This is a genomic window from Micromonospora sp. DT62 (assembly GCF_049847285.1).
Taxonomy (GTDB): domain Bacteria; phylum Actinomycetota; class Actinomycetes; order Mycobacteriales; family Micromonosporaceae; genus Micromonospora; species Micromonospora reichwaldensis.
Genome location: NZ_JBNCOB010000001.1, coordinates 644,090 through 670,915, shown reverse-complemented (window position 1 = coordinate 670,915; position 26,826 = coordinate 644,090). Strand labels below are relative to the sequence as shown.

Genomic DNA, 26,826 nt, shown 5'->3' with positions numbered 1-26,826 from the left:
GCTGCCGGTCGTGTCGACCAAGAAGTTTTCGCTCGGTCGGGGGTCGAACCCGGGCGAAAACTTCTTGATCGACGCGGGGCCGATGGGCGGCGGTGGGGCGAGCCGGCGGGTGGGCCGGGTGGGCCGGGTGGGCCGGGTGGGCCGGGGGGCCGGGGTGGGTGGGGCGTCAGAGGCCGGAGAGGCGTTGGCCGGCGCGGACCACGGCCATGGCGTGGCGTTCGCCGGGGCGGCGTCCCAGGCGCTCGATGGGCCCGGAGATGCTGATCGCGGCGATGACCCGACCGGTGCGGTCGCGGATCGGCGCCGAGACGCTCGCCACACCGGCCTCGCGTTCGGCGACGCTCTGCGCCCAGCCCCGGCGGCGTACCTCGGCCAGGGTGCGGCCGGTGAACTTCGACCGGGGTAGCAGCGGCATCACGGCCTCGGGCGGCTCCCAGGCGAGCAGGATCTGCGCCGCGGAGCCCGCCGTCATCGGCAGCACCGAGCCGACCGGCACGGTGTCCCGCAGGCCGCTGGCGCGCTCGGCGGCGGCCACGCAGATGCGTTCGTCGGCGCGGCGCAGGTAGAGCTGGGCGCTTTCGCCCGTCGCGTCCCGCAGTGCCGCCAGCAGCGGCTCCGCCGCCGTCAGGAGCACGTCCGGGGCAGCGTTGGCGAGCTCACCCAGGCGCGGGCCGGGACGCCAGCGACCCTGGGTGTCCCGGACCAGCATCCGGTGGATCTCCAGCGCCTGCGCCAGCCGGTGCGCGGTGGCCCGGGGCAGCTTGGTGCGTTCAACGAGTTCGGCCAGGCTGGCGCCGTCGACGCAGGCGGCCAGGATGACCACCGCCTTGTCGAGAACGCCGACACCGCTCATACTGTGTCCCACAAGCCGAAACTTACCTCCCAGAATTTAGGATGTCCAGATGGTGGGAGTCACTACTACCGAGCCGAGGACCCTGGCCGAGAAGGTCTGGGACGCGCACGTCGTACGGTCCGCCGAGGGCGAGCCCGATCTGCTCTTCATCGACCTGCACCTGCTGCACGAGGTGACGAGCCCGCAGGCCTTCGACGGGCTGCGCCTCGCCGGGCGCCGGGTGCGCCGCACCGACCTCACGCTCGCGACGGAGGACCACAACACCCCGACGGGGTATGCCGACCCGTCGTTCCGCCTGCGGCGCGGCGATCTGCTCACCATCGCCGACCCCACCTCGCGTACGCAGATCGAGACGCTGCGCCGCAACTGCGCCGAGTTCGGGGTGCGGCTGCACCCGCTGGGCGACGAGAACCAGGGCATCGTGCACGTCATCGGCCCGCAGCTCGGCGTCACCCAGCCCGGCATGACCATCGTCTGTGGGGATTCGCACACCGCCACCCACGGCGCGTTCGGCGCGCTCGCGTTCGGCATCGGCACGAGTGAGGTCGAACACGTGCTGGCCACCCAGACGCTGCCGCAGAGCCGGCCGAAGACGATGGCGGTGAACGTGACCGGGCGGCTCGCCCCCGGGGTCACCGCCAAGGACCTGGTGCTCGCGCTGATCGCCCAGGTGGGTACGGGCGGCGGCCGCGGGCACATCGTCGAGTACCGCGGCGAGGCGATCCGGTCGCTGTCCATGGAGGGGCGGATGACGATCGCCAACATGTCCATCGAGTGGGGCGCCAAGGCCGGCATGATCGCGCCGGACGAGACCACCTTCGCGTACCTGAAGGGGCGGCCGAACGCCCCGAAGGGCGCCGACTGGGACGCGGCGCTGGCCTGGTGGCGGACCCTGCCCACCGACGAGGGCGCCACCTTCGACGCCGAGGTGACCCTCGACGCCGGCGCCGTCACCCCGTTCGTGACCTGGGGCACCAACCCGGGTCAGGGCGCGCCGCTGGGCGCGGTGGTGCCCACGCCCGAGGAGTTCGTCACCGAGGCCGAGCGGACCGCCGCCCGGCGCGCGCTGGAGTACATGGACCTGCGCCCCGGCACCCCGCTGCGCGACCTCGCCGTCGACGTGGTCTTCGTCGGGTCCTGCACCAACGGCCGGCTGGAGGACCTCCGGGCCGCCGCCGACGTGCTGCGCGGGCACCGGGTCGCCGACGGGGTGCGGATGCTGGTCGTGCCCGGTTCCGCCGCCGTCCGCGAGGCGGCCGAGGCGGAGGGGCTGGACAAGGTCTTCAGCGACGCCGGCGCCGAGTGGCGCTTCGCCGGCTGCTCCATGTGCCTGGGGATGAACCCGGACACGCTCTCGCCGGGCCAGCGTTCCGCCTCGACCTCCAACCGCAACTTCGAGGGCCGCCAGGGCCGGGGCGGACGCACCCACCTGGTCTCCCCGCCGGTCGCCGCCGCCACCGCCGTGGCGGGCCGGCTGGCCGCTCCCACCGACCTGTAGAAGGGCACCCAGATGGAGAGGTTCACCACCCACACGGGCACCGCCGTGCCGCTGCGGCGCTCCAATGTGGACACCGATCAGATCATCCCCGCCGTGTACCTCAAGCGGGTGACCCGGACCGGTTTCGCGGACGGCTTGTTCAGCGCCTGGCGGGAGGACCCGGAATTCGTGCTCAACGATGAAGCCTATTCGGGTGCGTCGATTCTTGTGGCCGGTCCGGAGTTCGGCACCGGCTCCTCCCGGGAGCACGCCGTCTGGGCGCTGCGCGACTGGGGGTTCCGTGCCGTGATCGCGCCCCGCTTCGGCGACATCTTCCGGGGCAACGCCCTCAAGGAGGGGCTGCTCCCGGTCGAGCTGGAATTGAAGGCGGTCGAGGAGATCTGGGACCTGGTGGAGGCCGACCCGACCACCCCCGTCACCGTGGACCTGACCGCCCGCGAGGTGCGTGTCGGCGAGGCCACCTGGTCGTTCCCGATGGACGACTTCAGCCGTTGGCGGCTGCTGGAGGGCTTGGACGACATTGGACTCACCCTCCGCCACGAGTCGGAGATCAGCGCCTTCGAGGCCACCCGGGCGCCGTTCCTGCCCTCGGTCGCATAGCCGTACGCCCGATCCCACAGCGGTTTCCGCCCCCGCCGGTCTCACCGGTGGGGGCGAATCCGTTACGACACAAGGGCTTTTTTCGACCGAATGTTTGTGTCCCGGCAGCACAGGGCATACCGTGCGCGCAGAATGGCTCGCGTCGAGTCAGTTGCACAATCGGGAGGAAGTCGTGAACAAGGCCGAGCTCATCGAGGCGCTCGCCGTTCGCCTGGGGGACCGGAAGACGGCGACGGCCGCGCTCGACGCGGTCCTCGCTGAGGTCCAGGCGGCGGTCACCAAGGGCGAGAAGGTGGCGATCACCGGATTCGGAGCGTTCGAAAAGCGCGTCCGGGGCGCCCGAACAGCGCGCAACCCGCGGACCGGCGAGGCGGTGAAGGTCAAGAAGACATCCGTCCCGACCTTCCGTCCCGGCGCCGGATTCAAGGAGATGGTGGCCAGCGGCAAGGTGCCGAAGGCCACGGCGGCGGCGAAGAAGAGCACGGCTGCCGCCGCCAAGACCACGTCCGCCGCCAAGACCACCGCGGCGGCCAAGACGACGGGTGCCAAGGCGACCGGGGCGAAGGCCACCGGGGCTAAGGCGACCGGCGCCAAGGCCACCGGGGCCAAGGCGGCGGGCGCGAAGGCGGCCGGGACCAAGGCGACCGAGGCGGCCAAGAAGGCCCCCGCGGCGAAGGCGACCAAGACCACCGCGGCGAAGAAGACCGCGACCACCAAGGCCGCCCCGGCGAAGAAGACCACCGCGGCGGCCAAGGCCACGGCGGCGAAGAAGACCGCCGCGACGGCGAGCAAGAGCGCGGCGGCGAAGAAGGCGCCGGCAAAGAAGTCGGCGGCGAAGAAGACCGCCACCAAGCGCTGAACCTGGCGGTACGGCAAGGGCGTCCACCGACGGTGGGCGCCCTTCGCCGTGTCCACCCCCACCCGTTGACCCCGACCGTGCCCCGCCCGCAGAATCGCCGCACCCCTTCCGGTCGGCGAAAGGCAGCCCGGTGCGCTACCGCCACCTCACCACCGTCACCCTCGCCCTGGGCGTCGTGCTCCTGGTCGACGTGCTGCGCGTCTTCCTGCCGGCGGTCATCACCATCTTCGGGCAGGCCGCCTCGACCCCCGCCGAACTGCTGGGGGCGTTCGCGTTCGGCTGGTTCCTGCTCGCCCTGGCCGCGCCCGCGCTGATCCGTCGGGTCGGCGCCCGCCCCGTGACGCTCGTCGCCGCGGTGCTGCTGGTCGTGGCGCGGCTCGCCGTCAACGGCCAGCCGGGCGGGCGGCTCCAGCTCTGGCTCGCCACGGCCGGGCTGCTGGCCGGGCTGGTCTGGCTCGCCGGTGTCGCCGCCGGCACCGATCGCCCCGTACCCGGGTTGGCGCTCGGGTTGGCGGTCGGGGCCGTCCTGCACACGGTGCTGGACACGTACCGCTCGGCGTTCTTCGGGGACTGGCCGGCGTGGTTGGCGGCCGTCGGAGTCGCGGCGCTCTTCCTGGCGGGGCAGGCGCGGCCCGCGCCGGCGTCCGGGGCGGGCGGCGTACGGAGCTGGCTGCTGGCCGGGCCGGCGCTGCTGCTCGCCGGCATGGTGGCGCTCTCCCCGGCGGTCGCCCGGACGGCGACGTCGTACCAGTTCGGTCTGCTGCGGTCGGATCCCGCCGACGAGGTGGGGGTGGCCACCGTGCCGCTGTTCGGCCCCGCCCCGCTCGCCGTGGCGGTCGGCGGGTTCCTGCTCGCCGCGCTGGCCCCGCCCCGCCGGGGCGCCTGGCGGTGGCTCGGGCCGGTGGCCCTGGTCGGCGGGGCCGTCCTCGTCGCCCTCGGACGCGGGGAGTTGCTGCTGCCGGCCGTCCTGCTCACCGCCGTCGGTCTCGGCGCGTGCCTGGCGTCGGCCGGTGCGGCGGACGGACGGGGCGACGACGGCGCGGACGAAGCCCGCACCCCGGTCCCCGACGGCGCTGGGCAGGACCCGGCACGGGCAGCCGGGCGGCGCGGGTACGCCGCCGTCGCCGGGATGCTCGTCTTCGCCGTCGCGGCGGTGGCCTACTACTCCGCCTACGACCTCGGCCACCCCAACGCCGGGGTGCCGGTGGCGGTGGCGGTGCTGGTCGCCGCCGTCGCGCTGGCGACCCGTCCCACGCCGGGGCCGGCCCGGTCGCCGCTGCCGCCGGTGTGGACGGCCGCCACCGCCGCCGTGGTGACGCTGCTGGCCGCGGTCGCCAGCGACGAGCTGCTCTCCGCCACCAACCGGGACGGGCCGCCGGAGACGGTGCGGGTGGCGGCGTACAACGTGCGGATGGGGTTCGGGATGGACGGCCGCTTCGACCCGGACGCGCTGGCGCGGGCCGTGGCCGGGGCCGACGTCGTGGCACTCAGCGAGGTGGACCGGGGCTGGCTGCTCAACGGCGGCCACGACACGCTCGACCTGCTGGCGGAGCGGCTGGACATGCCGTACGTCTTCGCGCCGGCCGCCGATCCGCTCTGGGGCGACGCCGTGCTCAGCCGGTGGCCACTGGACGCGGCGCGGACCCGGCCGCTGCCGGCGGTCGGCGCGCCCACCGGGGCGCAGGCCCTCGGCGTCACCGTCGACTTCAGCGAGGGCGTCAGCCTGGCGGTCGTCGCCACCCACCTGCAACCGCCGCCCGGCGAGGACCCGGTGGTCCAGGCCCGCGCGGTCGCCGACTTCGCCGTGCGGTACGCGGCCGGCCGTCCCCTGGTGGTCGCCGGAGACCTGAACACCGAGCCCGGCGACCCGGCGTTCACCGAGTTCACCCGGGCCGGTCTGGTCGACGCGCTCGCCGCCGCCCGTCCCCTGCCGACCAGCCCGGCGGACGCCCCGCGCCAGCAGATCGACCACGTCTTCGTCACGCCCGGCCTGGCCGCCGCCGACGCAGCGGCTCCGCCCGGGACGGCCAGCGACCACCTGCCGGTCGCGGTGACGCTGACCCTGCCACCGGCCTGACCCGCCGCCGAACGGGCCGGCCTGACCCGCCGCCCAGCGGGCCGGTCGGGACCGGTCGACCCCGGTGGGTGCGCGGTCAGAGGCGGTCGCCGGCGACCAGGCGGTCGCCGGCGAAGGCGAGCAGCCAGCCGCCGCCCTTCGGGGTGGTGAAGTCGCCCGGCCGCCCGCTGAGTCGGGCCAGGGCGCCCGGGATCACCTTGCCCTGGCTGCACACCCCCACCGGCTCGCCGGTGGCCGCCAGCGCGGCCAGGCGGCCGGCGGCGGCCAGCGCGCACTCGTCGGGCTGCTGGCCCGGCCGCGGCTCGTCCAGGTCGCCGTCGATCTCGACCGGCAGGTCGAGCAGCGCCGCCGCCGGGTCGAGGGTCTGTACGCAGCGGCGGGCCGAGGCCGACAGCAGGCGTACCGGGCGGAGCAGCGCCACCAGCGGGGCGAGCGCGTGGGCCTGCGCCCAGCCCCGGGCGTCGAGCGGCCGGCCGGTGTCCGGGCCCGACCAGGTGGCCCGCTTGCCGGCGTGGGCGTGCCGGACCAGCGCCACCGTCCCGGTGACCGTCGGCAGGGCCGCGAACGCGGCCAGCACCTCGGCGTCGTGCGGGTAGCTGACCAGCCGGACCGCCTCGTCCACGCCGAGCCAGCGCACGTCGTCGACCTCGGTGCCCGGCTGGAAGCCGCCGGTGGCCACCGCCCGCATCGACCAGTAGTCGACCACCTTCGGGCGGCCCTCGCTGCGGTAGCGCACGGTGGGCAGCCGCACCTGCGGCACCGCCCGGACGTCGGTCTCCTCGGCCACCTCCCGCACGGCGGCGCGCAGCGGATGCTCGCCCGGCTCCAGCTTGCCCTTGGGCAGCGACCAGTCGCCGTAGCGGGGCCGGTGCACGAGGCAGACCAGCACCCCACCGCGCGGGGTGGCGTCCGTGCTCCCGGCGGCCGGCCCCTCGCCCGGCCCGGGCTCATCGGCGGGGCGCCACACGACACCACCCGCCGCCCGGATCGGGGGCGCGGCGTCAGGGAACCCGGGCAGCCGGCCCCGGCCGGGGCCGGCCGCGTCCCGCTCATCCAGCATCAGGTCAGCCTATGCGGGTACCGGTCAGCCCGCCGTGTCACCGACGCGACGCAGCAGCAACTCCTGGAGGTGGACCCGCGGTTCCTCGGCCGTGCCGGTACGCCGGCTCCAGGTGCCGTCCGCCGCCAGCTCGAACGCGTCCACGTCGGGGCTCATCGCGGCGGTCAGCACGTGGTCCAGCTCGGCCCGGGCGACGGGGTCGCTCACCCGCACCAGCGCCTCGACCCGGCGGTCCAGGTTGCGGTGCATCAGGTCGGCCGAGCCCATCCAGAACTCGGCGTCGCCGTCGTTGCCGAACCGGAAGATCCGGGAGTGCTCCAGGAACCGGCCCAGGATCGAGCGGACCCGGATGTTCTCCGACAGGCCGGGCACCCCCGGGCGCAGCGTGCACATGCCCCGGATCACCAGGTCCACGTGGACGCCGGCCCGGGAGGCCCGGTAGAGCGCGTCCGTGATCTTCTCGTCGACCAGCGAGTTCACCTTGATCTGCACGAGCCCGGGCATGCCCAGCCGGACGTGCGCGATCTCCCGCTCGATGCGTTCGATGAGGCCGCTGCGGATGCCCTGCGGCGCCACCAGCAGACGGCGGTACGAGGTCTGCCGGCTGTAGCCGGTGAGGACGTTGAACAGGTCGGTCAGGTCGGCCCCGATCTCCGGGTCGGCGGTGAGCATGCCGAAGTCCTCGTAGAGCCGGGCGGTCTTCGGGTGGTAGTTGCCGGTGCCGATGTGGCAGTAGCGGCGGATCTGGTTGCCCTCCTGGCGTACCACCAGGGCGGTCTTGCAGTGCGTCTTCAGCCCGACCAGGCCGTAGACGACGTGGCAGCCGGCGCGCTCCAGCTTGCGCGCCCAGCCGATGTTGGCCACCTCGTCGAAGCGCGCCTTCAGCTCGACCAGCACCACCACCTGCTTGCCGGCGGCCGCCGCGTCGACGAGCGCGTCCACGATCGGGGAGTCGCCGCTGGTGCGGTAGAGGGTCTGCTTGATGGCCAGCACGTCCGGGTCCGCGGCGGCCTGCTCGATGAAGCGCTGCACGCTGGTGGCGAACGAGTGGTACGGGTGGTGGACGAGGATGTCGCCGTCGCGCAGGGTCGCGAAGACGCTGCGCGGCACCTCGCCCTCGGTGAGGCGGGGGTGGGTGGCCGGCACGAACGGCGGATCCTTGAGGTCCGGCCGGTCGGCCTCGTCGTAGAGCTGCCAGAGCGCGGAGAGGTCGAGCAGGCCGGGCACCCGCAGCACCTCCTGGTCGTGCATGTCCAGCTCGCGGACGAGCAGCTCCAGCACGTGGTCGGAGACCGAGGCGGCCACCTCCAGCCGGACGGGCGGGCCGAACCGGCGCCGGGCCAGCTCCCGTTCCAGGGCCTGGAGCAGGTCCTCGTCGCGGTCCTCGTCGACCTCCATCTCGGCGTTGCGGGTGACCCGGAACAGGTGGCACTCGACCACCCGCATGCCGGAGAAGAGCTGCCCCAGGTGCACCGAGATCAGGTCCTCCACCGGCAGCATCCGCACGCCCGGCAGGTCGCGGTGCACCCGGACGAAGCGGGGCACGTTGTTCGGCACCTTGACCCGGGCGAAGAACTCCGAGCCGCCGTCCGGGTCGCGGACGGCCACCGCGAGGTTGAGCGACCGCCCGGAGATGTACGGGAAGGGGTGCGCCGGGTCCACCGCCAGCGGGGTCAGCACCGGGAAGATCTGCTCCCGGAAGTACGCGCGCAGCCGTTCCCGTTCGGGGTCGTCCAGTTCGGCCCAGCGCAGGATCCGGATGTCCTCGGCGGCCAGCTTCGGCAGCACCTCGTCGGTGAAGCAGGCCGAGTGCCGGGCCACCAGCGTCGCGGCCTTCCCGGCGACCAGTTCCAGCTGGGTGCGCAGCGGCATCCGGTCCCCGCCGCGTACCGGCAGGCCGGCCTGGAGCCGGCGCTTCAGCCCGGCGACCCGCACCATGTAGAACTCGTCGAGGTTGCTGGCGAAGATGGCCAGGAACTTGGCCCGCTCCAGCAGCGGCGTGCGCGGGTCCTCGGCGAGCGCCAGCACCCGGGCGTTGAAGTCGAGCCAGGAGAGTTCCCGGTTGAGGAAGCGGTCCTCCGGCAGCGGCTCCGCCGCGGGGGGCTCGTCGATGAGGTCGGGCGCCGGCGCCTCGGCGGGCGGCGGCGCATCCAGCACCTCCTCCAGCCCGGCGGAGGCGGCCGCACCGGCGGCGTCGGCCGTGCCGGTCGCTGCGGACACTCCGCCCGGGGTCGCTGCGGACGCACCGCCCGGGGTCGCGGCGGACACTCCGCCTGGAGCTGCGGTGGGCGCCTCGCCGGGGGGCGCGGCCGGCGGGTCGGCGTGGAAGCGGCCGTCGGCGCCCCGGGACCGGGTGCCGTTGCGGGGGGCGGCAGGGTCGGTGGACGGGCGGTTGGCGGGGTGCTTGCGAGGGGTGCTCACCTGCCCATAATCACCCGGATGCGGTTAACGCAAAATGAACTTCGACCAGCCGCTCAGGCCATCGTCGGCAATGTCACCCGGACCACCGCGCCGGTGTCGTCGGTCTCGACGCGCAACCGCTGGCCGAGGCGGAGCAGGCGCAGGCCGGAGGCGTCGAACGCCCGGGCCGGGAAGGCCAGCTCGGTGCCGTCGTCGAGGAGCAGCGTCCCGCTGCGGGTCGCCGCGTCGTAGGTGGCCACCGTGCCCTGCATGACCCGCACGCTACACGCCCCTCAGGCCGGGCAGCCGGCGGCGGCCAACGCGGCCGTGCGGGGCCCCAGTCCGAGCCGGGCCGCCGCGGCCAGGTCGCCGGCGGTGTCCACGTCCCGGCGCAGGCTCGACCAGTCCCCGGTGAGGGCGAGCGCCCCGCTCGCGGCGTGCGCGGCGGCCGAGCCGACCCCGAAGCGGGGATCCAGGGCCACGCCCGGCGGCGCGGCCAGCAGCACGGTGCCCTGGCCGGGGGCGTCGGCCACGTACCCGCGTACGCCCGGGGGCGCGGCCTGGGCCGCCCGCAGCGCCGCCGCCAGCTCGGCCGGGCGCAACGCGGGCAGGTCGGCGGTGAGCCCGGCCACCCAGCCGCCGCCCGCGACCGACGCGCCGTGCCGGAAGGCGGCGTTCAGCCCGGCCCCGGGGGCGTCGGGCAGCGCCCGGGCGCCCGCCCGGCGGGCGGCCTCGGCCACCCGGGCGTCGTCGGTGACGACCAGCACCCCCGCCACCGCCGGGCAGGCCCGCACCGCGGCGACCGTGTCGGCGGCCAGGGCCAGCGCCAGTTCCTCGTGCGGTACGGCCGGCAGCGCCCCCCGCAGCCGGCTCTTCGCGGCGGCCAGGCGCTTCACGGGCACCACCACGGTCCACCTCGGCTGACTCACACCGCCATCCTGCCAGCCGTACGGCGGTACCCTCTCTGGCCGGACCCGGGTCGAGCAGGCATGATTTCCGCTGCGGGCGTCACCGGGTGCGGATCCGGTGGGGGCGGGGCGGCACGAGGAGGCGCGGTGACACGGCGGAGGCTGGGGTTCTGGCAATGGTTCGCCGTGGTGCTGGTCAAGCCGGTGATGACCGTCTGGACCCGGCGCACCTGGCGCGGTGTGGAGCACCTGCGCGGCGACGGTGGCGTGATCATTGTGCCGAACCACATCTCGCACGCCGACCCGCTCGTCGCGGCCCACTTCGTCTACGACTCCGGCCGTTGGCCGCAGTTCCTCGGCAAGGCCAGCGTGTTCCGGGTCCCGGTGATCGGCTGGATCCTGCACCGGTGCCGGCAGATCCCGGTCGAGCGCAACACCGTGGACGCGGTGCGGTCGCTGGACCATCTCGTCGCCGCGCTCGACCAGGGCGGCGCGGTGGTGATCTACCCGGAGGGCACCATCACCCGCGAGCCGGAGCTGTGGCCGATGAAGGGCAAGACCGGCGCCGCCCGCCTCGCGCTCGCCACCGGGGCGCCGGTGGTCCCGCTCGTCATGTGGGGCCCGGAGCGGATCTTCGACCCGCGCCGGTCCCGACTGGACCCGCGCCCCCGGATTCCGGTGACCGTGGTCGCCGGACCCCCCGTCGACCTGGGCCGGTGGGCCGGGTCGACCCCGACGAAGGCCGTCCTCGAGGAGATGACCGACACCATCATGCTGCGCCTTCGTGACATGCTCACCGAGATCCGGGGCGGCACCCCGCCACCGCTGTGGGAACGGACGGCCCGCCCCGCCGTCGAGCGGCCGCGGCCGGAGGCGGCGGCGTGAGCGGGCACGTCGCGGTCCTGGGTGCCGGCTCGTGGGGCACCGCGTTCGCCAAGATCCTCGCCGACGCCGGGCGGGACGTCACCGTCTGGGCCCGCCGCCAGGCGGTCGCCGACACGATCCGGGCCGAGCGGCGCAACCCGGAGTACCTGCCGGACGTGCTGCTGCCGTCGCGGGTCACGGCGACGGGCGACGCCGCCGAGGCGATCACCGGGGCCGAGCAGGTGGTGCTGGCCGTACCGTCGCAGACGCTGCGCGGCAACCTGGCCGAGTGGACCGCGCACCTGCACCCGGACGCCACCCTGGTGTCGCTGATGAAGGGCATCGAGCTCGGCACCACCAGGCGGATGAGCGAGGTGATCGTGGAGACCACCGGGGTGGCGGCGGACCGGGTGGTGGTGGTCTCCGGCCCCAACCTGGCCCCGGAGATCGCCGCCGAGCAGCCCGCCGCCACGGTGGTCGCCTGCACCGACGCCGACCGGGCGACGCTGGTGCAGCGCTCCATCACCACGCCCTACTTCCGCCCGTACACCAACGACGACGTGATCGGCTGCGAGCTGGGCGGCGCGGTCAAGAACGTGATCGCCCTGGCGTACGGCATCGCCGTGGCGATGGGTTTCGGCGACAACACCCGGGCCATGCTCGTCACCCGGGGACTGGCCGAGACGGCCCGGCTCGGGGTGGCCCTGGGCGCCGACCCGCTCACCTTCGCCGGCCTGGCGGGGATGGGCGACCTCGTCGCCTCCTGCTCGTCGCCGCTGGCCCGCAACCGCACCTTCGGCGAGCACCTGGGCCGGGGCGCGACCCTGGAGGAGGCACGCGTCGCCACCCGGCAGACCGCCGAGGGCGTCAAGAGCGCGCTGGCCCTGCGCGACCTGGCCCGGGCGCACGCGGTGGAGATGCCGATCACCGAGCAGGTCGAGCTGGTCTGCCACGAGGGCATGGACCCTCGGCTCGCCGTCGAGGCGCTGATGAGCCGCACCACCAAGCCGGAGTGAGCGACGTGACCGAGCACCACGACGGCACCCGCTGCGTCCGCGCCGGCCTGCCCGAGCCGGCTCCCGGCCAGCCGTTCCTGCCCGGGCCGGTGTTCGCCGCGCCGTACCACCTGGACCCGTGGGCGGGGCCGGCGGCGGCACCCGACGGCTACGGCCGGCCGGACAACCCCACCCGGCGGCTGCTGGAGGCGGCGGTCGGGGAACTGGAGGGGGGCGACTGCCGGGTCTTCGCCAGCGGGCAGGCCGCGATCACCGGGCTGGTGCTGACGGTGCTCAGGCCGGGGGACACCGTGGTGCTCCCGTCGGACGGGTACTTCGCCGTCCGGGCCTTCGCCGCCGACACGCTGGAGGGCATCGGCGTACGGGTGCTCCTCGCCCCGACCGCCGGCCCGCACCCGGCCTTCGACGGCGTACGCCTGGTGCTGCTGGAGACCCCGGCCAACCCGGGCCTGGACGTCGCCGACGTGGCGGCGCTGGCCGCCCGGGCGCACGCCGCCGGCGCCCTGGTCGCGGTCGACAACACCACGGCGACTCCGCTCGGGCAGCGCCCGCTCGACCTGGGCGCCGACGTCGTGGTGGCCTCCGGGACGAAGGCCCTCACCGGGCACTCCGACCTGCTGCTGGGCTACGTCGCGACCCGCTCGCCCGAGCTGCGGGACGCGGTCACCGCCTGGCGGAACGTCACCGGGGCCGTGCCGGGCGCGTTCGACGCCTGGCTCGCGCACCGGTCGCTGGCCACCCTGGACCTGCGGCTGGCCCGGCAGACCGCGAACGCGCAGGCCCTCGCCGGGCTGCTCGCGGGGCGCGACGACGTGACCGGGCTGCGCTGGCCGGGGCTGCCCGGCGACCCGGCCCACCCGGTGGCGTCGGTCCAGATGCGACGCATCCCCGGGGTGCTCTGCTTCGACCTGGGCGACGCCGGGCGGGTGGCGCGGTTCCTCGACGCGGCCCGGCTGGTGGCCGCGGCCACCTCCTTCGGCGGCCTGCACACCACCGCCGACCGGCGGGCCCAGTGGGGCGACGACACCCCGCCCGGCTTCGTCCGGCTCTCCTGCGGGGTCGAGGACGCCGTCGACCTGGTCGCCGACGTGACCGCCGCCCTGGACGCCAGCCGCTGAGCACCGGACGCCGGCCCGGAGGTGCCCCGTGACCGTCTTCTCCTTCCGCCCCGACCGGCCCGCCCTCGTGCAGCGGCTGCGCGCCGCCGGCTGCGTCTACGCCGAGGACGAGGCAGAACTGCTGATCGCCGCCGCCGGCTCGGCCGAGGCGCTGGCCGGCCTGGTCGACCGCCGGGTCGCCGGGCTGCCGCTGGAGTACGTGCTCGGCTGGGCCGAGTTCTGCGGCGAACGGATCGCCGTCGACCCCGGCGTGTTCGTGCCGCGTGCGCGTACCGCCCTGCTGGTCGACGTCGCCGTCGCGGTGACCGGCCCCGCGGCGGCCGTGGTGGACCTGTGCTGCGGCTCCGGCGCCACCACGGTGGCGCTGGCCCGCCGGCTCGCGCCGCGCTGGCTGGCCGCCGCCGACGTGGACCCCGCCGCCGTGGCCTGCGCCCGGCGCAACCTGGCCCCGCTGGCCGTGCCGGTCTTCGAGGGCGACCTGTACGACCCGCTGCCGGCCCGCTGGCGGGGCCGGCTGGACCTGGTGCTGGCCAACGCCCCCTACGTGCCGACGGCGGCGGTGGCGCTGATGCCGCCGGAGGCCCGGCTGCACGAGGCGCCGGTGGCCCTCGACGGCGGGCCGGACGGACTGGCGGTGCTGCGCCGCGTCGCCGAGGGCGCGGCGCGCTGGCTGGCCCCGGGCGGGCACCTGGTGGTCGAGGCGGGGGAGGCGCAGGTGGAGGCGCTCCGCGCGGCGCTGACCGCCGTGGGCCTGCACCCCACGGTGACCCGGGACGACGACCGGGACGCCACCGCCGTCTCGGCCCGCCGCCCGGGCTGACCCTCGTCGGTCGCCGCGCCTACCTGTCCGTCGCCGCGCCGGCGCTGGATCGGGCCGGCGCGGGCCGGTGAGCCCGGCTTCGGCCGGGCGGCGGCCCGGTACGGCCGTTGGGCGCGGCCTGGCGGGGGCGGGGAAGGGGAACTAGCCTCACGACAGGCGTGGCGGCGGAAGGCGGGTTGTCGTGGGTGGTGCGGACGTGCCGGTGGTCGTCGGGCTGGACAACGGGGGGACCAGCAACAACGCCACGGTGCTCACCATGGACGGCCGGTTCCTGGTGGACGGCCTGGTGGAGAACCCGAGCGAGGTACGCGCCGGCCCGGCGGCGGCGATCGAGGCGCTGGCCCGCGCGTTCGACGGGGTGCTGGCGCTGACCGGGGTGCCCCGCGCGGCGGTGCGCGCGGTCGGGCTGGACACGCCGGGGCCGGCGAGCGCCACCGGGGTGATCTCCTCCCGCGGGTCGACCAACTTCTCCCAGCCGGCCTGGCGCGGCTACGACGTGCGGACGGCCCTGGAACGGCGGCTCGGGCTGCCGGTGCTCTACCACAACGACGGCAACGCCGCCGCGCTCTACGCCCACCACGCGCACTTCGGCGCGGAGGCGATGCGCCGCTCGTCGGTGTCGGCCATCGTCGGCACGGGGCTGGGCGGCGGTGTGGTCGAGGCGGGCCGGGTGGTCGCCGGGGCGGCCGGGATGGCCGGCGAACTGGGGCACGTGCACATCCCGCTGACCGGGCTGCTCGCGCCGGACCAGCCGGTGCCCACGTGCGCCTGCGGCTTCGCCGGGGACGCCGAGAGCGTCGCCTCGCTGACCGCCATCGGGCGGAACCTGCTGCCGTACTGGCTGGGACGCTTTCCGGACCATCCGCTGGCCGCCGAGCCGCCGGAGCGGGCGGCGAAGCTGGTCCGGGGCTACGGTGAGCGCGGCGACGCGTTGGCCCGGGAGTTGTTCACCCAGCAGGCGATGGCGCTGGGTCGGCTCTTCACCGTCGCGGCCAACTTCACCGACCCGCACGCGTACTTCGTCGGGGGCGGGGTGGTGGAGGCGGCCCCGGAGTTCCGGGACTGGTTCCTCGCGACGGTGCGGGAGCACACGGTGCTGCGGGAGGAGCAGGCCGCGTCGGCCACCTTCGCCCTGGTGCCCGAGCGGGACATGGCCGGCGCCCGGGGCGTGGCCATCGCGGCGCTGGAGGCGCTGCGCGCCGGCCCCGCGCCCCGCCCGGTCGTCGCGGGCTGACCCGCCCGCCTTCCGTCGGGCGAGGGCGCTCCGCCGCCTCCAACGGCGGGGCGGTGCGGCCGGTCGCCCGTCGGAGCCGACCCCGCCGGGCGACGGCCCCACCGGCTCCCATCGGTGGGACCGCCGCCGGCGGGGCACCGGCGCGACGGGTCAGCGGGCGCGCCGGCGCCCCCGGAGGGAGGGGTCAGTGTCCGGGCGGCGCCCCGACGAAGGCGGCCCAGGCGGCCGGCGGGAAGAGCAGCGCGGGGCCGGACGGGTCCTTGGAGTCGCGGACGGCGACCGTGCCCGGGACCACTGCCATCTCCACGCACGCCCCCTCGTCGCCGCTGCGGCTGCTCTTGCGCCACCGCGCCACGGCCAGCGCCGCGCTGATCGTCGGTGTCATGGTCCTACCGTCCCTTCAGGAGTTGGAGGAGCTGGTCGCGGCTGTCCGCCGGGCTGAGCGCGACGGTCCGCAGGTGCTCCATGATCTTGGTGCAGGTACGCAGGTCGCCCGGCCGGTCGAGGACCATCTGCCCGGCCACCGTCTCGACCGAGGCGATGATCGGGTCCTCCGGGTCTGCGAACTCCAGAATGTGCAGCGAGCCCCGGGTGCCCCGGTGGTACCCGGCGGCGAGCGGGATCACCTGGACCGTGATGTTGGGCAGCTCGCCCATCTTGACCAGGTGGTGCAGCTGCGACTCCATCACCGACCGGTCGCCGACGGGCCGCAGCAGCGCGCCCTCGTCGATGATGGCGTCCAGGATCGGCGGCTGGTCACTGATGAGCCGTTGCTGCCGGTCGAGCCGGAACTTGACCCGCTGCTCCACCTCGTCGTCGCGCAGGGTGTGCGGGCCGCCGCGCATCACACCCCGGATGTAGTCGGCGGTCTGCAACAGCCCCGGCACCACCGAGGGCTCGAAGTTGGCGATGCCGGTGGCCTCGGCCTCCAGCGCGATGAAGTCGATGGTGCGCCGGTCCAGCAGGTGCGAGTACGACACCCACCAGCCGGGCTTGCGCGCGTCCTTGGCGAGCTGCACGGCGGCGGCCACCTCGTCCGCGCCGACCCCGTAGAGGGTGAGCAGGGCGCGCACGGTGGCGGGGCTGACCAGCGTCTGCGCGTTCTCGTAGCGGGACAGGGTGCTGCGGGTGCTGCTGATCTCGTCCGCCGCTGCCTCCAGCGTGAGGCCGGCGGCTTCCCGGTGGGTGCGCAGCGCGATGCCCAGTCGCCGGGCACGGGCGGTCTTCGGAGCCATGCATCGATCGTCGCACATCTTCTCGGGAACGTGTAGATGAGAGAACGTCGATGAGAGTTGCATTCATTGCTGCACACATGTCAATCTGTCATCGCGTCCTCGCTGCCGGTTGTCGTGGCGACGGCGGTGGTGAGCGACCGGAGGGGAAGGGGCGCGCGGCGATCGGGTTTCTCCCCCGTACCCGATCGCCGCGTGCCACGTCCCGTGGCCCGCCAGCCGGAAGGGACCCGACGTGCGTACTGCCCGACAGGCCCGCGCCGACCGTCCCGGCGGGCACCGATGACGCGGTTCCTGGTGGTGCTCACCGACGTGCGGCCGGCCGAGGGCGCCGGACGCGACGAACGCAACTGCCCCGAGCGCCGCCGTCAGGTGGTCGGGGCGAGCAGCCGCGAGGCGGCGGACCGGATCGCGGGCGCGTTCATGGCGCTGGGCATGGTGCGGGCCGGCCGGCAGCGGGTCAAGGTGATCGCCATCGGCCGGCGGCACGCGCGCGGCTGACGCCGCCGAGGACGGTGCGGTCGCGGGAGGCGGCCCCGCCGGGTGGGAGGGCCGCCCGGCAGGCGGCCCGGCCCGGCGGGAGGCGCGGCCCGGCGCCCCGCCGGGCCGTCCGGCGTCACAGCATCCTGCGCCGCTTCAGGTAGGCGACCAGGTCGTCGTAGACGCCCCCCTCGTTGGCGAACATCGCCACGTTGCGGGCGGTGGCCATCCACGGCTTCGTCGACGGCCGGACCTCCTTGACCGCCCGCTCCAGGTCCCGGTGCTCGATCATCCGCACCTCGCCGGTACGTACCGAGTCGGCCATCGCGAACTCGGCGGCCGTCTCGCAGAGGTGGGCCAGGTCGGCGCCCGAGTAGTCCTCGGTGGCCGCCACGATCTTCCGCAGGTCGATCCCCGCGATCGGCCGCTCCCGCAGGTGGTACTCCAGGATGGCGCGGCGCGCCTCGGCGTCCGGCGGCAGCACCAGCACCACCCGGTCGAGCCGCCCGGGACGACGCAGCGCCGGGTCGACGTCCCACGGGGTGTTGGTGGCGGCCAGCACGAAGACCCCCTCGTTGCTGCCCTCCATCCCGTCCAGCTCCGCCAGCAGCTGGTTGCCCAGCGTCCGCATCGAGCTGGAGCCGACCTGCGAGCGCTTGTGCCCCAGCGCGTCGACCTCGTCCAGGAAGAGCACGCAGGGCGCGTTGCGGCGGGCCGCCTGGAACAGCTCGTGCAGGTTGCGCTCCGAGTTGCCCATCCACATGTCCAACACGTCCACGATGGACAGCGAGATGAACTTCGCGCCCATCTCCCCGGCGACCGCCCGGGCCAGGAACGTCTTGCCGCAGCCGGGCGGGCCGTAGAGCATCAGGCCGCCGCGGAGGCTCTTGCCGTACATCCTGCGCAGTTCCGGGTTGCGCAACGGGCCGAGGAAGGCCAGCTCCAGCCGCTCCTTGACCGCCGACATGCCGCCCACGTCGGCCAGCCGGATGCCGGAGGCCTCCACGTCGTACACCCGGTCGGAGTGGCCGGCGACCGGCTCCGGCTCGTCGCCGGCGCGGGCGAACCGCGGTGGCACCACGTCGGCCAGTTCCTGCTCGTAGGCGGCGAGGGGATCCTGGTCGGCGGTCGCGGCGGAACCGCCGGGCCCGGCCGGTGCCGGGCGCTGCGCCGGCGGTCGCGGGTCCGCCGTGGGCGGCGTCGGCGGCGGGGGTACGGAGCCGCCCAGCGCCCGCTGCATCAGCGCCTGCGCCTGGCCGTTGCCCGGATCCCGGGCGAGGGCCTGCCCGACCTGCGCGATCGCCTCCCCGGCCCGGCCGGCGTCCAGCAGCAGCGCGGCGAGGTGCAGGCGCAGCGGCAGGTCGTCGGGGCGGGCGTCCAGGGCCGCCGTCAGGGACTCGATGAGGGGATCAGCGCTCATAGGACGTGCAGCGTAGTGGGCGGCCGGTGCCGTCACCGTCCCGTACGGGCGGTTACGGAACGTATATCCTCTGCTGACCGCTTGCTGCGACGGTCCGGCTGTCCCCGGGTATCGGCAGCCGGTGCCCGCCACGCACAGTAAGGTCAACCGGGTGAGCGCCACGACCGGATCAGTCGCGTACGAAGAGGTGACGCAGTGACCACCCCAGGCAGGACCCGCGTGGCGATCGTGTTCGGCGGCCGCAGCCCGGAGCACGGCATCTCCTGCGTCAGCGCCGGCAGCGTCCTCGGCGCCCTCGACCCGGACGAGTTCGAGGTGGTGCCGGTCGGCATCACCCGGGCCGGCCAGTGGGTGCTGACCAGCGGCGACCCGGCCCAGTTGGCGATCACCGCCCGCCGGCTGCCGGAGATCACCGCCGAGTCCGGCACCGACATCGTGCTGCGCGCCGACCCGACCGGCAACGGGCTCATGGTGCTCGACCCCACCGAGGGGCCCCGGGCGCTCGCCGACGTCGACGTGGTCTTCCCGGTGCTGCACGGCGCCTACGGCGAGGACGGCACCATCCAGGGCATGCTGGAGATGGCCGGCATCCCGTACGTCGGGGCGAACGTCTTCGCCTCCGCCGCCGCCATGGACAAGGAGTTCACCAAGAAGCTCTGCGCCGTCGAGGGCATCCCCGTCGGCCCGTACGCCGTGCTGCGCAACGGGATGACGCTGAGCGAGGCGGACAAGGAGCGGCTCGGCCTGCCGGTCTTCGTGAAGCCGTCGCGGGCCGGCTCGTCGTTCGGCATCAGCAAGGTCGACGACTGGGCCGACCTCGACGCGGCGGTCGCCACCGCCCGGCAGATCGACCCGAAGGTGCTCGTCGAGGGTGCGGTCGTCGGCCGCGAGATCGAGTGCGGCGTGCTGGAGGGCGAGGCCGGCGGCGCGCCGGAGGCGTCCGTGCTGGCCGAGGTCCGGGTGGTCGGGGACTACGACTTCTACGACTTCGAGGCCAAGTACATCGACTCCGAGACCGCCTGCGAGTACGACATCCCCGCCGGCCTGCCGGAGCGGGTGACCCGCCAGGTCCGGGAGTACGCCACCCGCGCCTTCACCGCGCTCGACTGCGCGGGCCTGGCCCGGGTCGACTTCTTCGTCACCCCGGAGCTGGACGTCTACCTCAACGAGATCAACACCATGCCGGGCTTCACCCCGACGTCGATGTTCCCGCGGATGTGGGCGGCGTCCGGGCTGGAGTACCCGAAGCTGGTCAACCGCCTCGTCCGCACCGCCCTGCACCGCGGCGTCGGCCTGCACTGAGGTGTCAGGAAGGGCACCCTCCTGACGCCTGACGCGCAGGAAGGTGCCCTTCCTGACCGTTGCCCGCCCACGCGAGGCGGGCCGGGGCGGGCCGTGCGGGGGCGGAGCGGTGTCAGGTCCGGCAGCCGCTGGGGGTGTCGGCGACGGAGGGCACCGAGGCCACGATCGTGTCCGAGACGGGGGCGACCCACTGCAACCCCTGCCCGTAGAAGTGCGGCACGCGGACCGTGACGGCGGTCTCCCGGTCCATGGTGGTGAGCACGGTGGCGTCGCGTTCCTCGCTGGCGTACCAGCAGACCCGGTTGACCGTCCAGACGTGGTCGGTGTCGTCGACGGCCGGCTTGGCCCCGCCGCAGGCGACGGTGACCGCCGGGTCGCCGTACGCGGCGTTCTGCTCCGGGCCGGCCGTGACCGGGCGCTGGGCGAGGTCGTTGACCGTGGGCGGCAACTGGGAGAGCAGGGCGCGGCAGACCGTGGCGGGCCGTTGGGCCAGCGTCGGCGCGGCCATCTCGACCGGGGCGGTGGAGCGCGGTCCGGCGCTCGTGGCGGTCGCGCTCGGCGTGGCGGCCGGCTCGGCCCGCTCGTCGGGGGAGAGTTGGGCGAACGCGAACGCGCCCACCAGCACGGTGACCGGCAGCGCGATCAGCGTGGCGATCAGCGCCGCGCCGCGCGTCGTGCGGTCGCGGGTCGGCCGGTCGGGGGCCACCTCGTCCGGCTGGGCGGAATCGGTCACGGGAGAGTCAGTGATCTTGTCCACTTACAGGCGCACCACCGAACACGTGAGGGTGCGGGTGATGCCGGGCACCATCTGCACCTTGCTGACGATGAGTTTGCCGAGCTCGTCGACGGTGTTCGCCTCGGTGAGCACGACCACGTCGTACGGCCCGGTGACGGCGTCGACGCGTACCACGCCGGCAAGGTCCGAGATGAGACCGGCCACGTCACGCGCCCGGCCGACCTCGGTCTGGATGAGGATGTACGCCTGTACCACGACTCGACCTCCGTCCGTCGCCGCCCTGGAGCGGCCCGAAGGGAGAAAGTACCTTACGGACCAGGTCTGATCCCTATCGGTGGTCAAGGAGAAGCGGTGAGCGAGCAGCACGGCGGAGGAGCGGCATGAGCGTCGCGGGGATCGGCGAGTTCGGCCTGATCGACCGGGTGACCGCCCGGTTGTCGTACGGATCGACGGTACTGCTGGGCCCGGGGGACGACGCGGCGGTGGTGGCCGCCCCGGACGGTCGGGTCGCGGCCTCGACCGACGTGCTGGTGGAGGGGCGGCACTTCCGGCGGGACTGGTCCAGCGCGCGTGACGTCGGCCACCGGGCGGCGGCGGCGAACCTGGCCGACATCGCCGCGATGGGGGCGCAGCCGACCGCGCTGCTGGTGGCGCTCTGCATGCCGCCCGAGCTGGATCCCGGGTGGGCCGAGGAGCTCGCCGACGGGCTGGCCGCCGAGGCGGCGAAGGTCGGCGCGAGTGTGGTGGGCGGGGACATGTCGGGCAGCCCGACGCTGACCATCGCGGTCACGGCCCTCGGCGACCTGGGCGGCCGGCCGCCGGTGACGCGCTCCGGCGCGCGGCCCGGTGACGTGCTGGCCCTGGCCGGCCGCATCGGGTACGCGGCGGCCGGGCTGACCGTGCTCTCCCGGGGCTTCCGTACGCCCCGGCTGCTGGTGGAGGCCTGCCGACGGCCCGAGGTGCCGTACGCGGCGGGACCGCACGCCGCCCGGCTCGGCGCCACCTCCATGATCGACGTGTCGGACGGGCTGCTCGCCGACGTCGGGCACGTGGCGAAGGCGAGCGGGGTCGCCGTGGACGTGCGCCGGGACGCCTTCGAGGTGCCCCGGCAGATGCGCGACGCCGCCCAGGCGCTCGGCGTCGACCCGTACACCTGGCTCCTCGCCGGGGGCGAGGACCACGCGCTGGCCGCGACCTTCCCGTCGGCGGTGGCGCTGCCGGGCGACTGGCGGCCGATCGGGCGGGTGACGGAGGGCTCGGGTGTCACGGTCGACGGGCAGCCGTACGACGGACCCGCTGGCTGGGACCACTTTCGGTAAGGGCCGATCGGCGTCGTACCCTTTACTTCGTGAGTGAGATCGAGATTCGGGCCGAGCGCTTCGACTCGCCGGTGGCGCAGCGGCTGATCCGCGCCGCGCTGGCCGACCTCGGTGCCCGGTACGGCGGCAGCGGCGACGAGACCCCGGTCGATCCGGGGGAGTTCGCGCCGCCCGCCGGCGCCTTCCTCGTCGCCCACCTCGGCGGCGAGCCGGTCGGCTGCGGCGGCTGGCGCAGCCACGGTGACGAGGGCGACACCGCCGAGCTGAAGCGGATGTACACCGCGCCGGCGGCCCGGGGCCGGGGCGTGGCCCGGGCGGTGCTGGCGGCGGTGGAGCGCTCCGCGCGGGAGCACGGGCGCAAGCGGATCGTCCTGGAGTGCGGCGACAAGCAGCCGGAGGCCATCGCCATGTACACGGCGGCCGGCTACGAGCGCATCCCGAACTTCGGCTTCTACCGGGACGCCCCGGGCTGCATCTCCTTCGCCCGCACGCTCTGACCCGTTCTGCGCGCGCCCTGACCCGTCTCGCGCCGGGGCCGCCCTGACCCGCTCGCGCCGGGGCCGCCCTGACCCGCTCGCGCCGGGGGCCGTCCGGGCCCCGGCGCCGGCACGCCCGCACCGTGCGCGGACGGGCATCGGAGGTGGAGCGTCGCCGGACACGACAGAACCGGCGGACCGCAACGGCCCGCCGGCAATGACGAGTGTGAAGCTGGGGGCTACCGCGTCAGGCGCGGGTGACCTTGCCAGCCTTGATGCAGGAGGTGCAGACCTTCAACTTCTTGGTGTTGCCGCCACCGGCCGGGGTACGCACCGACTGGATGTTCGGGTTCCAGCGGCGGTTGGTCCGCCGGTGCGAGTGGGACACGTTGTGGCCGAAGCCCGGTCCCTTGCCACAGACGTCGCACACGCTAGCCACGGGATACTCCTGGGATTGAAACGTTCATGAGGTCGCCGCCAGGCGCAGCCCGGGCAACCTGGCCAGGTTACCCGATGACCCGGGGCCCGACCAACCGGCCCCGGACGCCAGCCCAGGGTGGGGGGCGTGACCGCGCGACGCGGTCCCGGTCGCCCGGTCCGCGCCCGCCCCCGCGGCATCGCCGCACCCGGGGACACGCCACGAGGATAGTGGGTGCGCCGCGGCTGCCGGACACGCCGTGGGAGTCGCGTGGACCCCGGCGCGTGTCGGTGCGCGCCAGTAGGCTTCTCGCCGTGCTGGACACCCTCGACGCCGCCGCGGTCCGCCGTTGGTGCGCGGGCGGGCTGGTCGCGCTCAAGCGCCACCAGGGCGAGATCGACGACCTGAACGTCTACCCGGTGCCCGACGGCGACACCGGCACCAACATGGTGCTCACCCTCACCTCGGCCCAGCAGGCGCTCGCGATGGACCTCGGCACCCTGCCGGAGGACGGGCCCACCGCGCACGGGCACGCGTTGCGGCTGATGGCCCGGGGCGCGCTGCTGGGCGCGCGGGGCAACTCGGGGGTGATCCTGTCGCAGATCCTGCGCGGCTTCGCCGACGCCGTCGCCGCCGCGCCCGCCGTGCGGGGGCGCGAGCTGGCCGCCGCCCTGCGCGACGGCACCGCCGCCGCCTACGCCGCGGTCGCCCGCCCGGTCGAGGGCACGCTGCTCAGCGTCGTCGCCGCGGCGGCGCACGCCGCCGAGCGGGCCGACACCGACGACCTGCGGGCGGTCGTCCGGGCGGCGGCGGGCGGGGCGGCGCACGCGTTGGCGCGCACCCCCGAGCAGCTTCCGGCGCTGGCCCGGGCCGGCGTGGTGGACGCGGGCGGCCGGGGCCTGTGCCTGCTGCTCGACGCCCTGGTCGAGGTCGTGACCGGCGAGAACCCCGAGCGTCCCGCGCCCGCGCGGCGCCCGGTCCGTCCGCCGGCCACCGCTGTGCGCGAGACCGGTTCCGAGGAGTACGCGTACGAGGTGCAGTTCCTGCTCGACGCCGGGCCGGAGGCGGTGGCCCGGCTGCGGGACGAGCTGGCGGGCCTGGGCGACTCGCTGGTGGTCGTCGGCGACGGAAACGCCGGCACGGGCACCTGGAACGTGCACGTGCACGTCAACGACGTGGGCGCGGCCATCGAGGCGGGCGTGGTGGCCGGCCGGCCGCACCGCATCTCGGTGACCCACTTCGCCGACCAGAGGGCACCGGTGTCGCCCCCCGCGGCGGCGGACGGGCGGGCCGCCGTGGTGGTGGCCGCCGGCGCGGGCATCGCCGAGCTGTTCGCCGGCGAGGGCGCGACGGTGGTGCCCGGCAACCCGTCGATCGGCGAGCTGCTGGACGCGATCCGCGCCACCGGGGCGGCCCGCGTGGTGGTGCTGCCCAACGACCCCGACACGCAGGCGGTGGCGAACGCCGCCGCCCGGGAGGCGCACGGGCTCGGCGTCAAGGTCAGCGTGGTGCCGACCCGCTCGCCGGTGCAGGCGCTGGCCGCCCTCGCCGTACGCGACCCGGGGCGGCGCTTCGCCGACGACGTGATCGCGATGGCCGAGGCGGCTGGCGCGTGCCGCTACGCCGAGGTCTGCTACGCCCGCCGCGAGGCGCTGACCGTCGCCGGCCCCTGCCGTCCCGGCGACGTGCTGGCGCTGGTCGAGGGGGAGGTGCACCTGATCGGGTCCGACCTGATCGACACCTGCGCCGCCGTGGTCGACCGGATGCTCGGCGGCGGCGGTGAGCTGGTGACCCTGCTCCCGGGGGCGGACGCTCCCGACGGGCTGGCCGACGCGGTCCGCGAGCACGTCGGGCGGCGCTGGCCGTTCGTCGAGGTGCAGGCGTACCCGGGCGGGCAGCCGCACTATCCGCTCCTGGTGGGGGTCGAATGACATCCGAGCCGGCCACGATGGACACGCCGCTCAAGAAGCTGGTCGGCGAGAAGACCGCGAAGGCCCTCGCCGGGCACGTCGACCTGCACACCGCCGGTGACCTGGTCTACCACTTCCCCCGCCGCTACGACGAGCGCGGCGAGCACACCGACATCCGCTCGCTCGACGTCGGCGAGCAGGCCACCGTGCTGGCCCAGGTGCAGCGCACCGCCGTACGCCCGATGCGCCAGCGCCGGGGCAACCTGCTGGAGGTGACGGTCGGCGACGGCTCGGGCGGCACCCTCACCCTGACCTTCTTCGGCAACCAGGCCTGGCGCGAGCGCGAGCTGCGCCCCGGCCGGTGGGGGCTCTTCGCCGGCAAGGTCACCAAGTTCCGGGGCAAGCGGCAGCTCAACGGCCCGGAGTACGTCCTGCTCGGCGAGGGCGGCGACGGCGAAGCGGCGGCCAACGAGGAGATCGAGGAGTTCGCCGGCGCGCTGATCCCGGTCTACCCGGCCGCCGCGGCGGTGCCCACCTGGGTGATCGCCCGCTGCGTCCGGGTGGTGCTGGACACGTTCACGGCGCCGGACGACCCGCTGCCCGCGACCCTGCGGGCGAGCCGCAACCTGGGTGGCATCGACACGGCGCTGCGCGAGATCCACCGGCCGACCAGCAAGGAGGCGCTCTACCGGGCCCGGCACCGGCTCAAGTGGGACGAGGCGTTCGCCGTGCAGCTCACCCTGGTGCAGCGCAAGCACCGGGCCGCCGCCTCGCCGGCCCGGCCCCGCCCGGCGAAGCCAGGCGGCCTGCTCGACGCCTTCGACGCCCGGCTGCCCTACGAGCTGACGCCCGGCCAGCGCGACGTGGGTGTGGAGATCGCGGCGGACCTGGCCACGGCCCACCCGATGCACCGGCTGCTCCAGGGCGAGGTCGGCTCCGGCAAGACGGTGGTCGCGCTGCGCGCGATGCTCCAGGTGGTCGACGCGGGCGGGCAGGCCGCGCTGCTGGCCCCGACCGAGGTGCTCGCCGCGCAGCACCACCGGGGCATCCTCGACCTGCTCGGGCCGCTCGGACGGGCCGGCGAGCTGGGCGCGGCCGACGACGCCACCCGGGTCGAGCTGGTCACCGGCTCGCTGGGCGCGGCGGCCCGCCGGCGGGCCCTGGCCGAGGTCGCCAGCGGCGCGGCCGGCATCGTGCTCGGCACCCACGCCCTGCTCTACGAGGGCGTCGACTTCGCCGACCTCGGCCTGGTGGTGGTCGACGAGCAGCACCGCTTCGGCGTGGAGCAGCGCGACGCGCTGCGCGCCAAGGCCGAGCAGCCCCCGCACGTGCTGGTGATGACGGCCACCCCGATCCCGCGCACGGTGGCGATGACCGTCTACGGCGACCTGGAGACCTCCACGCTCTCCCAGCTGCCGCAGGGCCGCTCGCCGATCGCCTCGCACGTGGTGCCGGTCGCCGAGAAGCCGGCCTTCCTGGACCGGGCCTGGCGCCGGGTGCGCGAGGAGGTGGCCGCCGGGCACCAGGCGTACGTCGTCTGCCCGCGCATCGGGGAGGGGCCGGCGAGCGAGGAGGAGCCGCCGCCGGAGGACGACAACGGGCGGCGGCCGCCGATGGCGGTCACCGAGGTGGCGCCGCTGCTCGCCGAGGGGCCGCTGCACGGCCTGCGCATCGGCGTGCTGCACGGCCGGCTGCCGGCCGACGAGAAGGACGCGGTGATGCGCTCCTTCGCGGCCGGCGACCTCGACGTGCTGGTCGCCACGACCGTGGTCGAGGTGGGCGTCAACGTGCCGAACGCGACAGTGATGATCGTGCTCGACGCCGACCGGTTCGGCGTCTCCCAGCTGCACCAGCTGCGCGGCCGGGTCGGCCGGGGCTCTGCCCCGGGGCTCTGCCTGCTGGTCACCGAGGCGCTGGAGGGCACGCCCGCGCGGGAGCGGCTCGACGCGGTGGCATCCACCACCGACGGGTTCAAGCTCGCCGAGCTGGATCTGGAGCAGCGCCGGGAGGGCGACGTGCTGGGCGCCACCCAGTCGGGGCGCCGCTCGCACCTGCGGCTGCTCTCGCTGCTGCGCGACGCCGACCTGATCCGCGACGCCCGGGCCGAGGCGATCGCCCTGGTCGAGGGGGACCCGGAGCTGGCCCGGCATCCGGCGCTGGCCGCGTCGGTGGCGGCCCTGGTCGACGAGGAACGCGCCGAATACCTGGAGAAGGGCTGACCTAGGC

At 75.2% G+C, this 26,826-nt stretch carries 26 protein-coding genes; 15 read left to right on the top strand and 11 right to left on the bottom strand.

Features of this window, described 5'->3' with window-relative positions:
• Window positions 1-166: 166 nt before the first annotated feature.
• A complete protein-coding gene (locus tag ACPXCB_RS03035) occupies window positions 167-853 on the bottom strand; it encodes an IclR family transcriptional regulator (protein WP_013284529.1) in 687 nt (228 codons plus the stop codon).
• A gap of 49 nt (window positions 854-902) precedes the next feature.
• On the opposite strand from ACPXCB_RS03035, the gene leuC reads away from it, so the two are divergent.
• The 4 genes from leuC to ACPXCB_RS03015 all read left to right on the top strand — a co-directional run bounded on the left by leuC (window position 903) and on the right by ACPXCB_RS03015 (window position 5,887).
• The gene (gene leuC / locus ACPXCB_RS03030; protein ID WP_425871933.1) at window positions 903-2,351 is read left to right on the top strand and encodes a 3-isopropylmalate dehydratase large subunit; all 1,449 of its coding nucleotides are present in this window, start codon (window positions 903-905) and stop codon (window positions 2,349-2,351) included.
• Window positions 2,352-2,363: 12 nt separating this feature from the next.
• Complete coding sequence (leuD, locus tag ACPXCB_RS03025; protein ID WP_425871931.1) at window positions 2,364-2,951, top strand: 3-isopropylmalate dehydratase small subunit; 588 nt, start codon at window positions 2,364-2,366, stop codon at window positions 2,949-2,951.
• Between the two features lie 172 nt (window positions 2,952-3,123).
• Window positions 3,124-3,810: an HU family DNA-binding protein gene (locus ACPXCB_RS03020; RefSeq protein ID WP_425871929.1), complete on the top strand. Its 687-nt coding sequence runs from the start codon at window positions 3,124-3,126 to the stop codon at window positions 3,808-3,810.
• A gap of 130 nt (window positions 3,811-3,940) precedes the next feature.
• On the top strand, window positions 3,941-5,887 hold the full coding sequence (locus ACPXCB_RS03015) for an endonuclease/exonuclease/phosphatase family protein (protein ID WP_425871927.1): 1,947 nt from the start codon (window positions 3,941-3,943) through the stop codon (window positions 5,885-5,887).
• A gap of 76 nt (window positions 5,888-5,963) precedes the next feature.
• On the opposite strand, the gene ACPXCB_RS03010 is transcribed toward ACPXCB_RS03015, so the two are convergent.
• From ACPXCB_RS03010 to cofC, 4 genes are read right to left on the bottom strand one after another with little or no spacing between them, the layout of a single operon-like run.
• A complete protein-coding gene (locus ACPXCB_RS03010; RefSeq protein ID WP_425871926.1) occupies window positions 5,964-6,947 on the bottom strand; it encodes an NUDIX hydrolase in 984 nt (327 codons plus the stop codon).
• Between the two features lie 24 nt (window positions 6,948-6,971).
• Window positions 6,972-9,368 (bottom strand): RNA degradosome polyphosphate kinase, encoded by a 2,397-nt coding sequence (locus ACPXCB_RS03005; RefSeq protein ID WP_425871924.1) that lies wholly within the window; start codon window positions 9,366-9,368, stop codon window positions 6,972-6,974.
• 53 nt (window positions 9,369-9,421) lie between these two features.
• Window positions 9,422-9,619: a cold-shock protein gene (locus ACPXCB_RS03000; protein ID WP_192581542.1), complete on the bottom strand. Its 198-nt coding sequence runs from the start codon at window positions 9,617-9,619 to the stop codon at window positions 9,422-9,424.
• Window positions 9,620-9,640: 21 nt separating this feature from the next.
• The gene (cofC, locus tag ACPXCB_RS02995; RefSeq protein WP_425871922.1) at window positions 9,641-10,276 is read right to left on the bottom strand and encodes a 2-phospho-L-lactate guanylyltransferase; all 636 of its coding nucleotides are present in this window, start codon (window positions 10,274-10,276) and stop codon (window positions 9,641-9,643) included.
• A gap of 126 nt (window positions 10,277-10,402) precedes the next feature.
• Between cofC and ACPXCB_RS02990 the strand changes: the two genes are divergently transcribed.
• The 5 genes from ACPXCB_RS02990 to ACPXCB_RS02970 all read left to right on the top strand — a co-directional run bounded on the left by ACPXCB_RS02990 (window position 10,403) and on the right by ACPXCB_RS02970 (window position 15,307).
• Window positions 10,403-11,140 carry a lysophospholipid acyltransferase family protein gene (locus ACPXCB_RS02990; RefSeq protein WP_425871920.1) on the top strand — a complete coding sequence of 246 codons (738 nt, stop codon included), beginning with the start codon at window positions 10,403-10,405 and terminating at the stop codon, window positions 11,138-11,140.
• The gene (locus ACPXCB_RS02985) at window positions 11,137-12,135 is read left to right on the top strand and encodes an NAD(P)H-dependent glycerol-3-phosphate dehydrogenase (protein ID WP_425871918.1); all 999 of its coding nucleotides are present in this window, start codon (window positions 11,137-11,139) and stop codon (window positions 12,133-12,135) included. Before ACPXCB_RS02990 ends, ACPXCB_RS02985 begins: the two co-directional genes overlap by 4 nt.
• On the top strand, window positions 12,132-13,253 hold the full coding sequence (locus ACPXCB_RS02980) for a cystathionine gamma-lyase (RefSeq protein ID WP_425871916.1): 1,122 nt from the start codon (window positions 12,132-12,134) through the stop codon (window positions 13,251-13,253). Before ACPXCB_RS02985 ends, ACPXCB_RS02980 begins: the two co-directional genes overlap by 4 nt.
• Window positions 13,254-13,281: 28 nt before the next feature.
• Window positions 13,282-14,073, top strand: a complete 792-nt coding sequence (locus ACPXCB_RS02975; protein WP_425871914.1) for a putative protein N(5)-glutamine methyltransferase — start codon at window positions 13,282-13,284, stop codon at window positions 14,071-14,073.
• 181 nt (window positions 14,074-14,254) lie between these two features.
• Window positions 14,255-15,307, top strand: coding sequence for an ROK family protein (locus ACPXCB_RS02970; RefSeq protein ID WP_425871913.1), 1,053 nt, complete (start codon window positions 14,255-14,257; stop codon window positions 15,305-15,307).
• Between the two features lie 184 nt (window positions 15,308-15,491).
• On the opposite strand, the gene ACPXCB_RS02965 is transcribed toward ACPXCB_RS02970, so the two are convergent.
• Window positions 15,492-15,692, bottom strand: a complete 201-nt coding sequence (locus tag ACPXCB_RS02965) for a DUF397 domain-containing protein (RefSeq protein WP_121396135.1) — start codon at window positions 15,690-15,692, stop codon at window positions 15,492-15,494.
• A gap of 4 nt (window positions 15,693-15,696) precedes the next feature.
• Window positions 15,697-16,542, bottom strand: a complete 846-nt coding sequence (locus ACPXCB_RS02960) for a helix-turn-helix domain-containing protein (protein ID WP_425871912.1) — start codon at window positions 16,540-16,542, stop codon at window positions 15,697-15,699.
• Between the two features lie 279 nt (window positions 16,543-16,821).
• Here ACPXCB_RS02960 and ACPXCB_RS02955 point away from each other — a divergent pair, with 279 nt between their 5' ends.
• Window positions 16,822-17,040 carry a hypothetical protein gene (locus ACPXCB_RS02955; RefSeq protein ID WP_121396133.1) on the top strand — a complete coding sequence of 73 codons (219 nt, stop codon included), beginning with the start codon at window positions 16,822-16,824 and terminating at the stop codon, window positions 17,038-17,040.
• 115 nt (window positions 17,041-17,155) lie between these two features.
• Here the strand turns inward: ACPXCB_RS02955 and ACPXCB_RS02950 are convergent, their stop codons facing one another.
• The gene (locus tag ACPXCB_RS02950) at window positions 17,156-18,439 is read right to left on the bottom strand and encodes an ATP-binding protein (protein WP_425871910.1); all 1,284 of its coding nucleotides are present in this window, start codon (window positions 18,437-18,439) and stop codon (window positions 17,156-17,158) included.
• A 195-nt stretch (window positions 18,440-18,634) separates the two neighbouring features.
• Between ACPXCB_RS02950 and ACPXCB_RS02945 the strand changes: the two genes are divergently transcribed.
• Window positions 18,635-19,741 (top strand): D-alanine--D-alanine ligase family protein, encoded by a 1,107-nt coding sequence (locus ACPXCB_RS02945; RefSeq protein WP_425871908.1) that lies wholly within the window; start codon window positions 18,635-18,637, stop codon window positions 19,739-19,741.
• A 112-nt stretch (window positions 19,742-19,853) separates the two neighbouring features.
• Here ACPXCB_RS02945 and ACPXCB_RS02940 read toward each other — a convergent pair whose 3' ends face one another.
• A complete protein-coding gene (locus ACPXCB_RS02940; protein WP_425871906.1) occupies window positions 19,854-20,498 on the bottom strand; it encodes a DUF3515 family protein in 645 nt (214 codons plus the stop codon).
• Window positions 20,499-20,732, bottom strand: coding sequence for an Lrp/AsnC ligand binding domain-containing protein (locus ACPXCB_RS02935; RefSeq protein WP_089001579.1), 234 nt, complete (start codon window positions 20,730-20,732; stop codon window positions 20,499-20,501). It lies immediately after the preceding gene.
• Between the two features lie 125 nt (window positions 20,733-20,857).
• Between ACPXCB_RS02935 and ACPXCB_RS02930 the strand changes: the two genes are divergently transcribed.
• Window positions 20,858-21,796 (top strand): thiamine-phosphate kinase, encoded by a 939-nt coding sequence (locus ACPXCB_RS02930; RefSeq protein WP_425871904.1) that lies wholly within the window; start codon window positions 20,858-20,860, stop codon window positions 21,794-21,796.
• Window positions 21,797-21,825: 29 nt separating this feature from the next.
• Window positions 21,826-22,293, top strand: coding sequence for a GNAT family N-acetyltransferase (locus ACPXCB_RS02925; protein ID WP_425871902.1), 468 nt, complete (start codon window positions 21,826-21,828; stop codon window positions 22,291-22,293).
• 226 nt (window positions 22,294-22,519) lie between these two features.
• On the opposite strand, the gene rpmB is transcribed toward ACPXCB_RS02925, so the two are convergent.
• Window positions 22,520-22,711, bottom strand: a complete 192-nt coding sequence (gene rpmB, locus ACPXCB_RS02920; RefSeq protein WP_011905179.1) for a 50S ribosomal protein L28 — start codon at window positions 22,709-22,711, stop codon at window positions 22,520-22,522.
• A gap of 293 nt (window positions 22,712-23,004) precedes the next feature.
• Between rpmB and ACPXCB_RS02915 the strand changes: the two genes are divergently transcribed.
• Window positions 23,005-24,621 (top strand): DAK2 domain-containing protein, encoded by a 1,617-nt coding sequence (locus ACPXCB_RS02915; RefSeq protein ID WP_425871900.1) that lies wholly within the window; start codon window positions 23,005-23,007, stop codon window positions 24,619-24,621.
• The gene (gene recG / locus ACPXCB_RS02910) at window positions 24,618-26,819 is read left to right on the top strand and encodes an ATP-dependent DNA helicase RecG (protein WP_425871898.1); all 2,202 of its coding nucleotides are present in this window, start codon (window positions 24,618-24,620) and stop codon (window positions 26,817-26,819) included. Before ACPXCB_RS02915 ends, recG begins: the two co-directional genes overlap by 4 nt.
• Window positions 26,820-26,826 lie beyond the last annotated feature (7 nt).

Bases quoted from the DNA above. Each gene is read 5' to 3' on its own strand.
- ACPXCB_RS03035 (WP_013284529.1), bottom strand. From the start codon at position 853: ATGAGCGGTGTCGGCGTTCTCGACAAGGCGGTGGTCATCCTGGCCGCC.
- leuC (WP_425871933.1), top strand. From the start codon at position 903: ATGGTGGGAGTCACTACTACCGAGCCGAGGACCCTGGCCGAGAAGGTC.
- leuD (WP_425871931.1), top strand. From the start codon at position 2,364: ATGGAGAGGTTCACCACCCACACGGGCACCGCCGTGCCGCTGCGGCGC.
- ACPXCB_RS03010 (WP_425871926.1), bottom strand. From the start codon at position 6,947: ATGCTGGATGAGCGGGACGCGGCCGGCCCCGGCCGGGGCCGGCTGCCC.
- ACPXCB_RS03000 (WP_192581542.1), bottom strand. From the start codon at position 9,619: ATGCAGGGCACGGTGGCCACCTACGACGCGGCGACCCGCAGCGGGACG.
- ACPXCB_RS02965 (WP_121396135.1), bottom strand. From the start codon at position 15,692: ATGACACCGACGATCAGCGCGGCGCTGGCCGTGGCGCGGTGGCGCAAG.
- ACPXCB_RS02960 (WP_425871912.1), bottom strand. From the start codon at position 16,542: ATGGCTCCGAAGACCGCCCGTGCCCGGCGACTGGGCATCGCGCTGCGC.
- ACPXCB_RS02955 (WP_121396133.1), top strand. From the start codon at position 16,822: ATGACGCGGTTCCTGGTGGTGCTCACCGACGTGCGGCCGGCCGAGGGC.
- ACPXCB_RS02950 (WP_425871910.1), bottom strand. From the start codon at position 18,439: ATGAGCGCTGATCCCCTCATCGAGTCCCTGACGGCGGCCCTGGACGCC.
- ACPXCB_RS02930 (WP_425871904.1), top strand. From the start codon at position 20,858: ATGAGCGTCGCGGGGATCGGCGAGTTCGGCCTGATCGACCGGGTGACC.
- recG (WP_425871898.1), top strand. From the start codon at position 24,618: ATGACATCCGAGCCGGCCACGATGGACACGCCGCTCAAGAAGCTGGTC.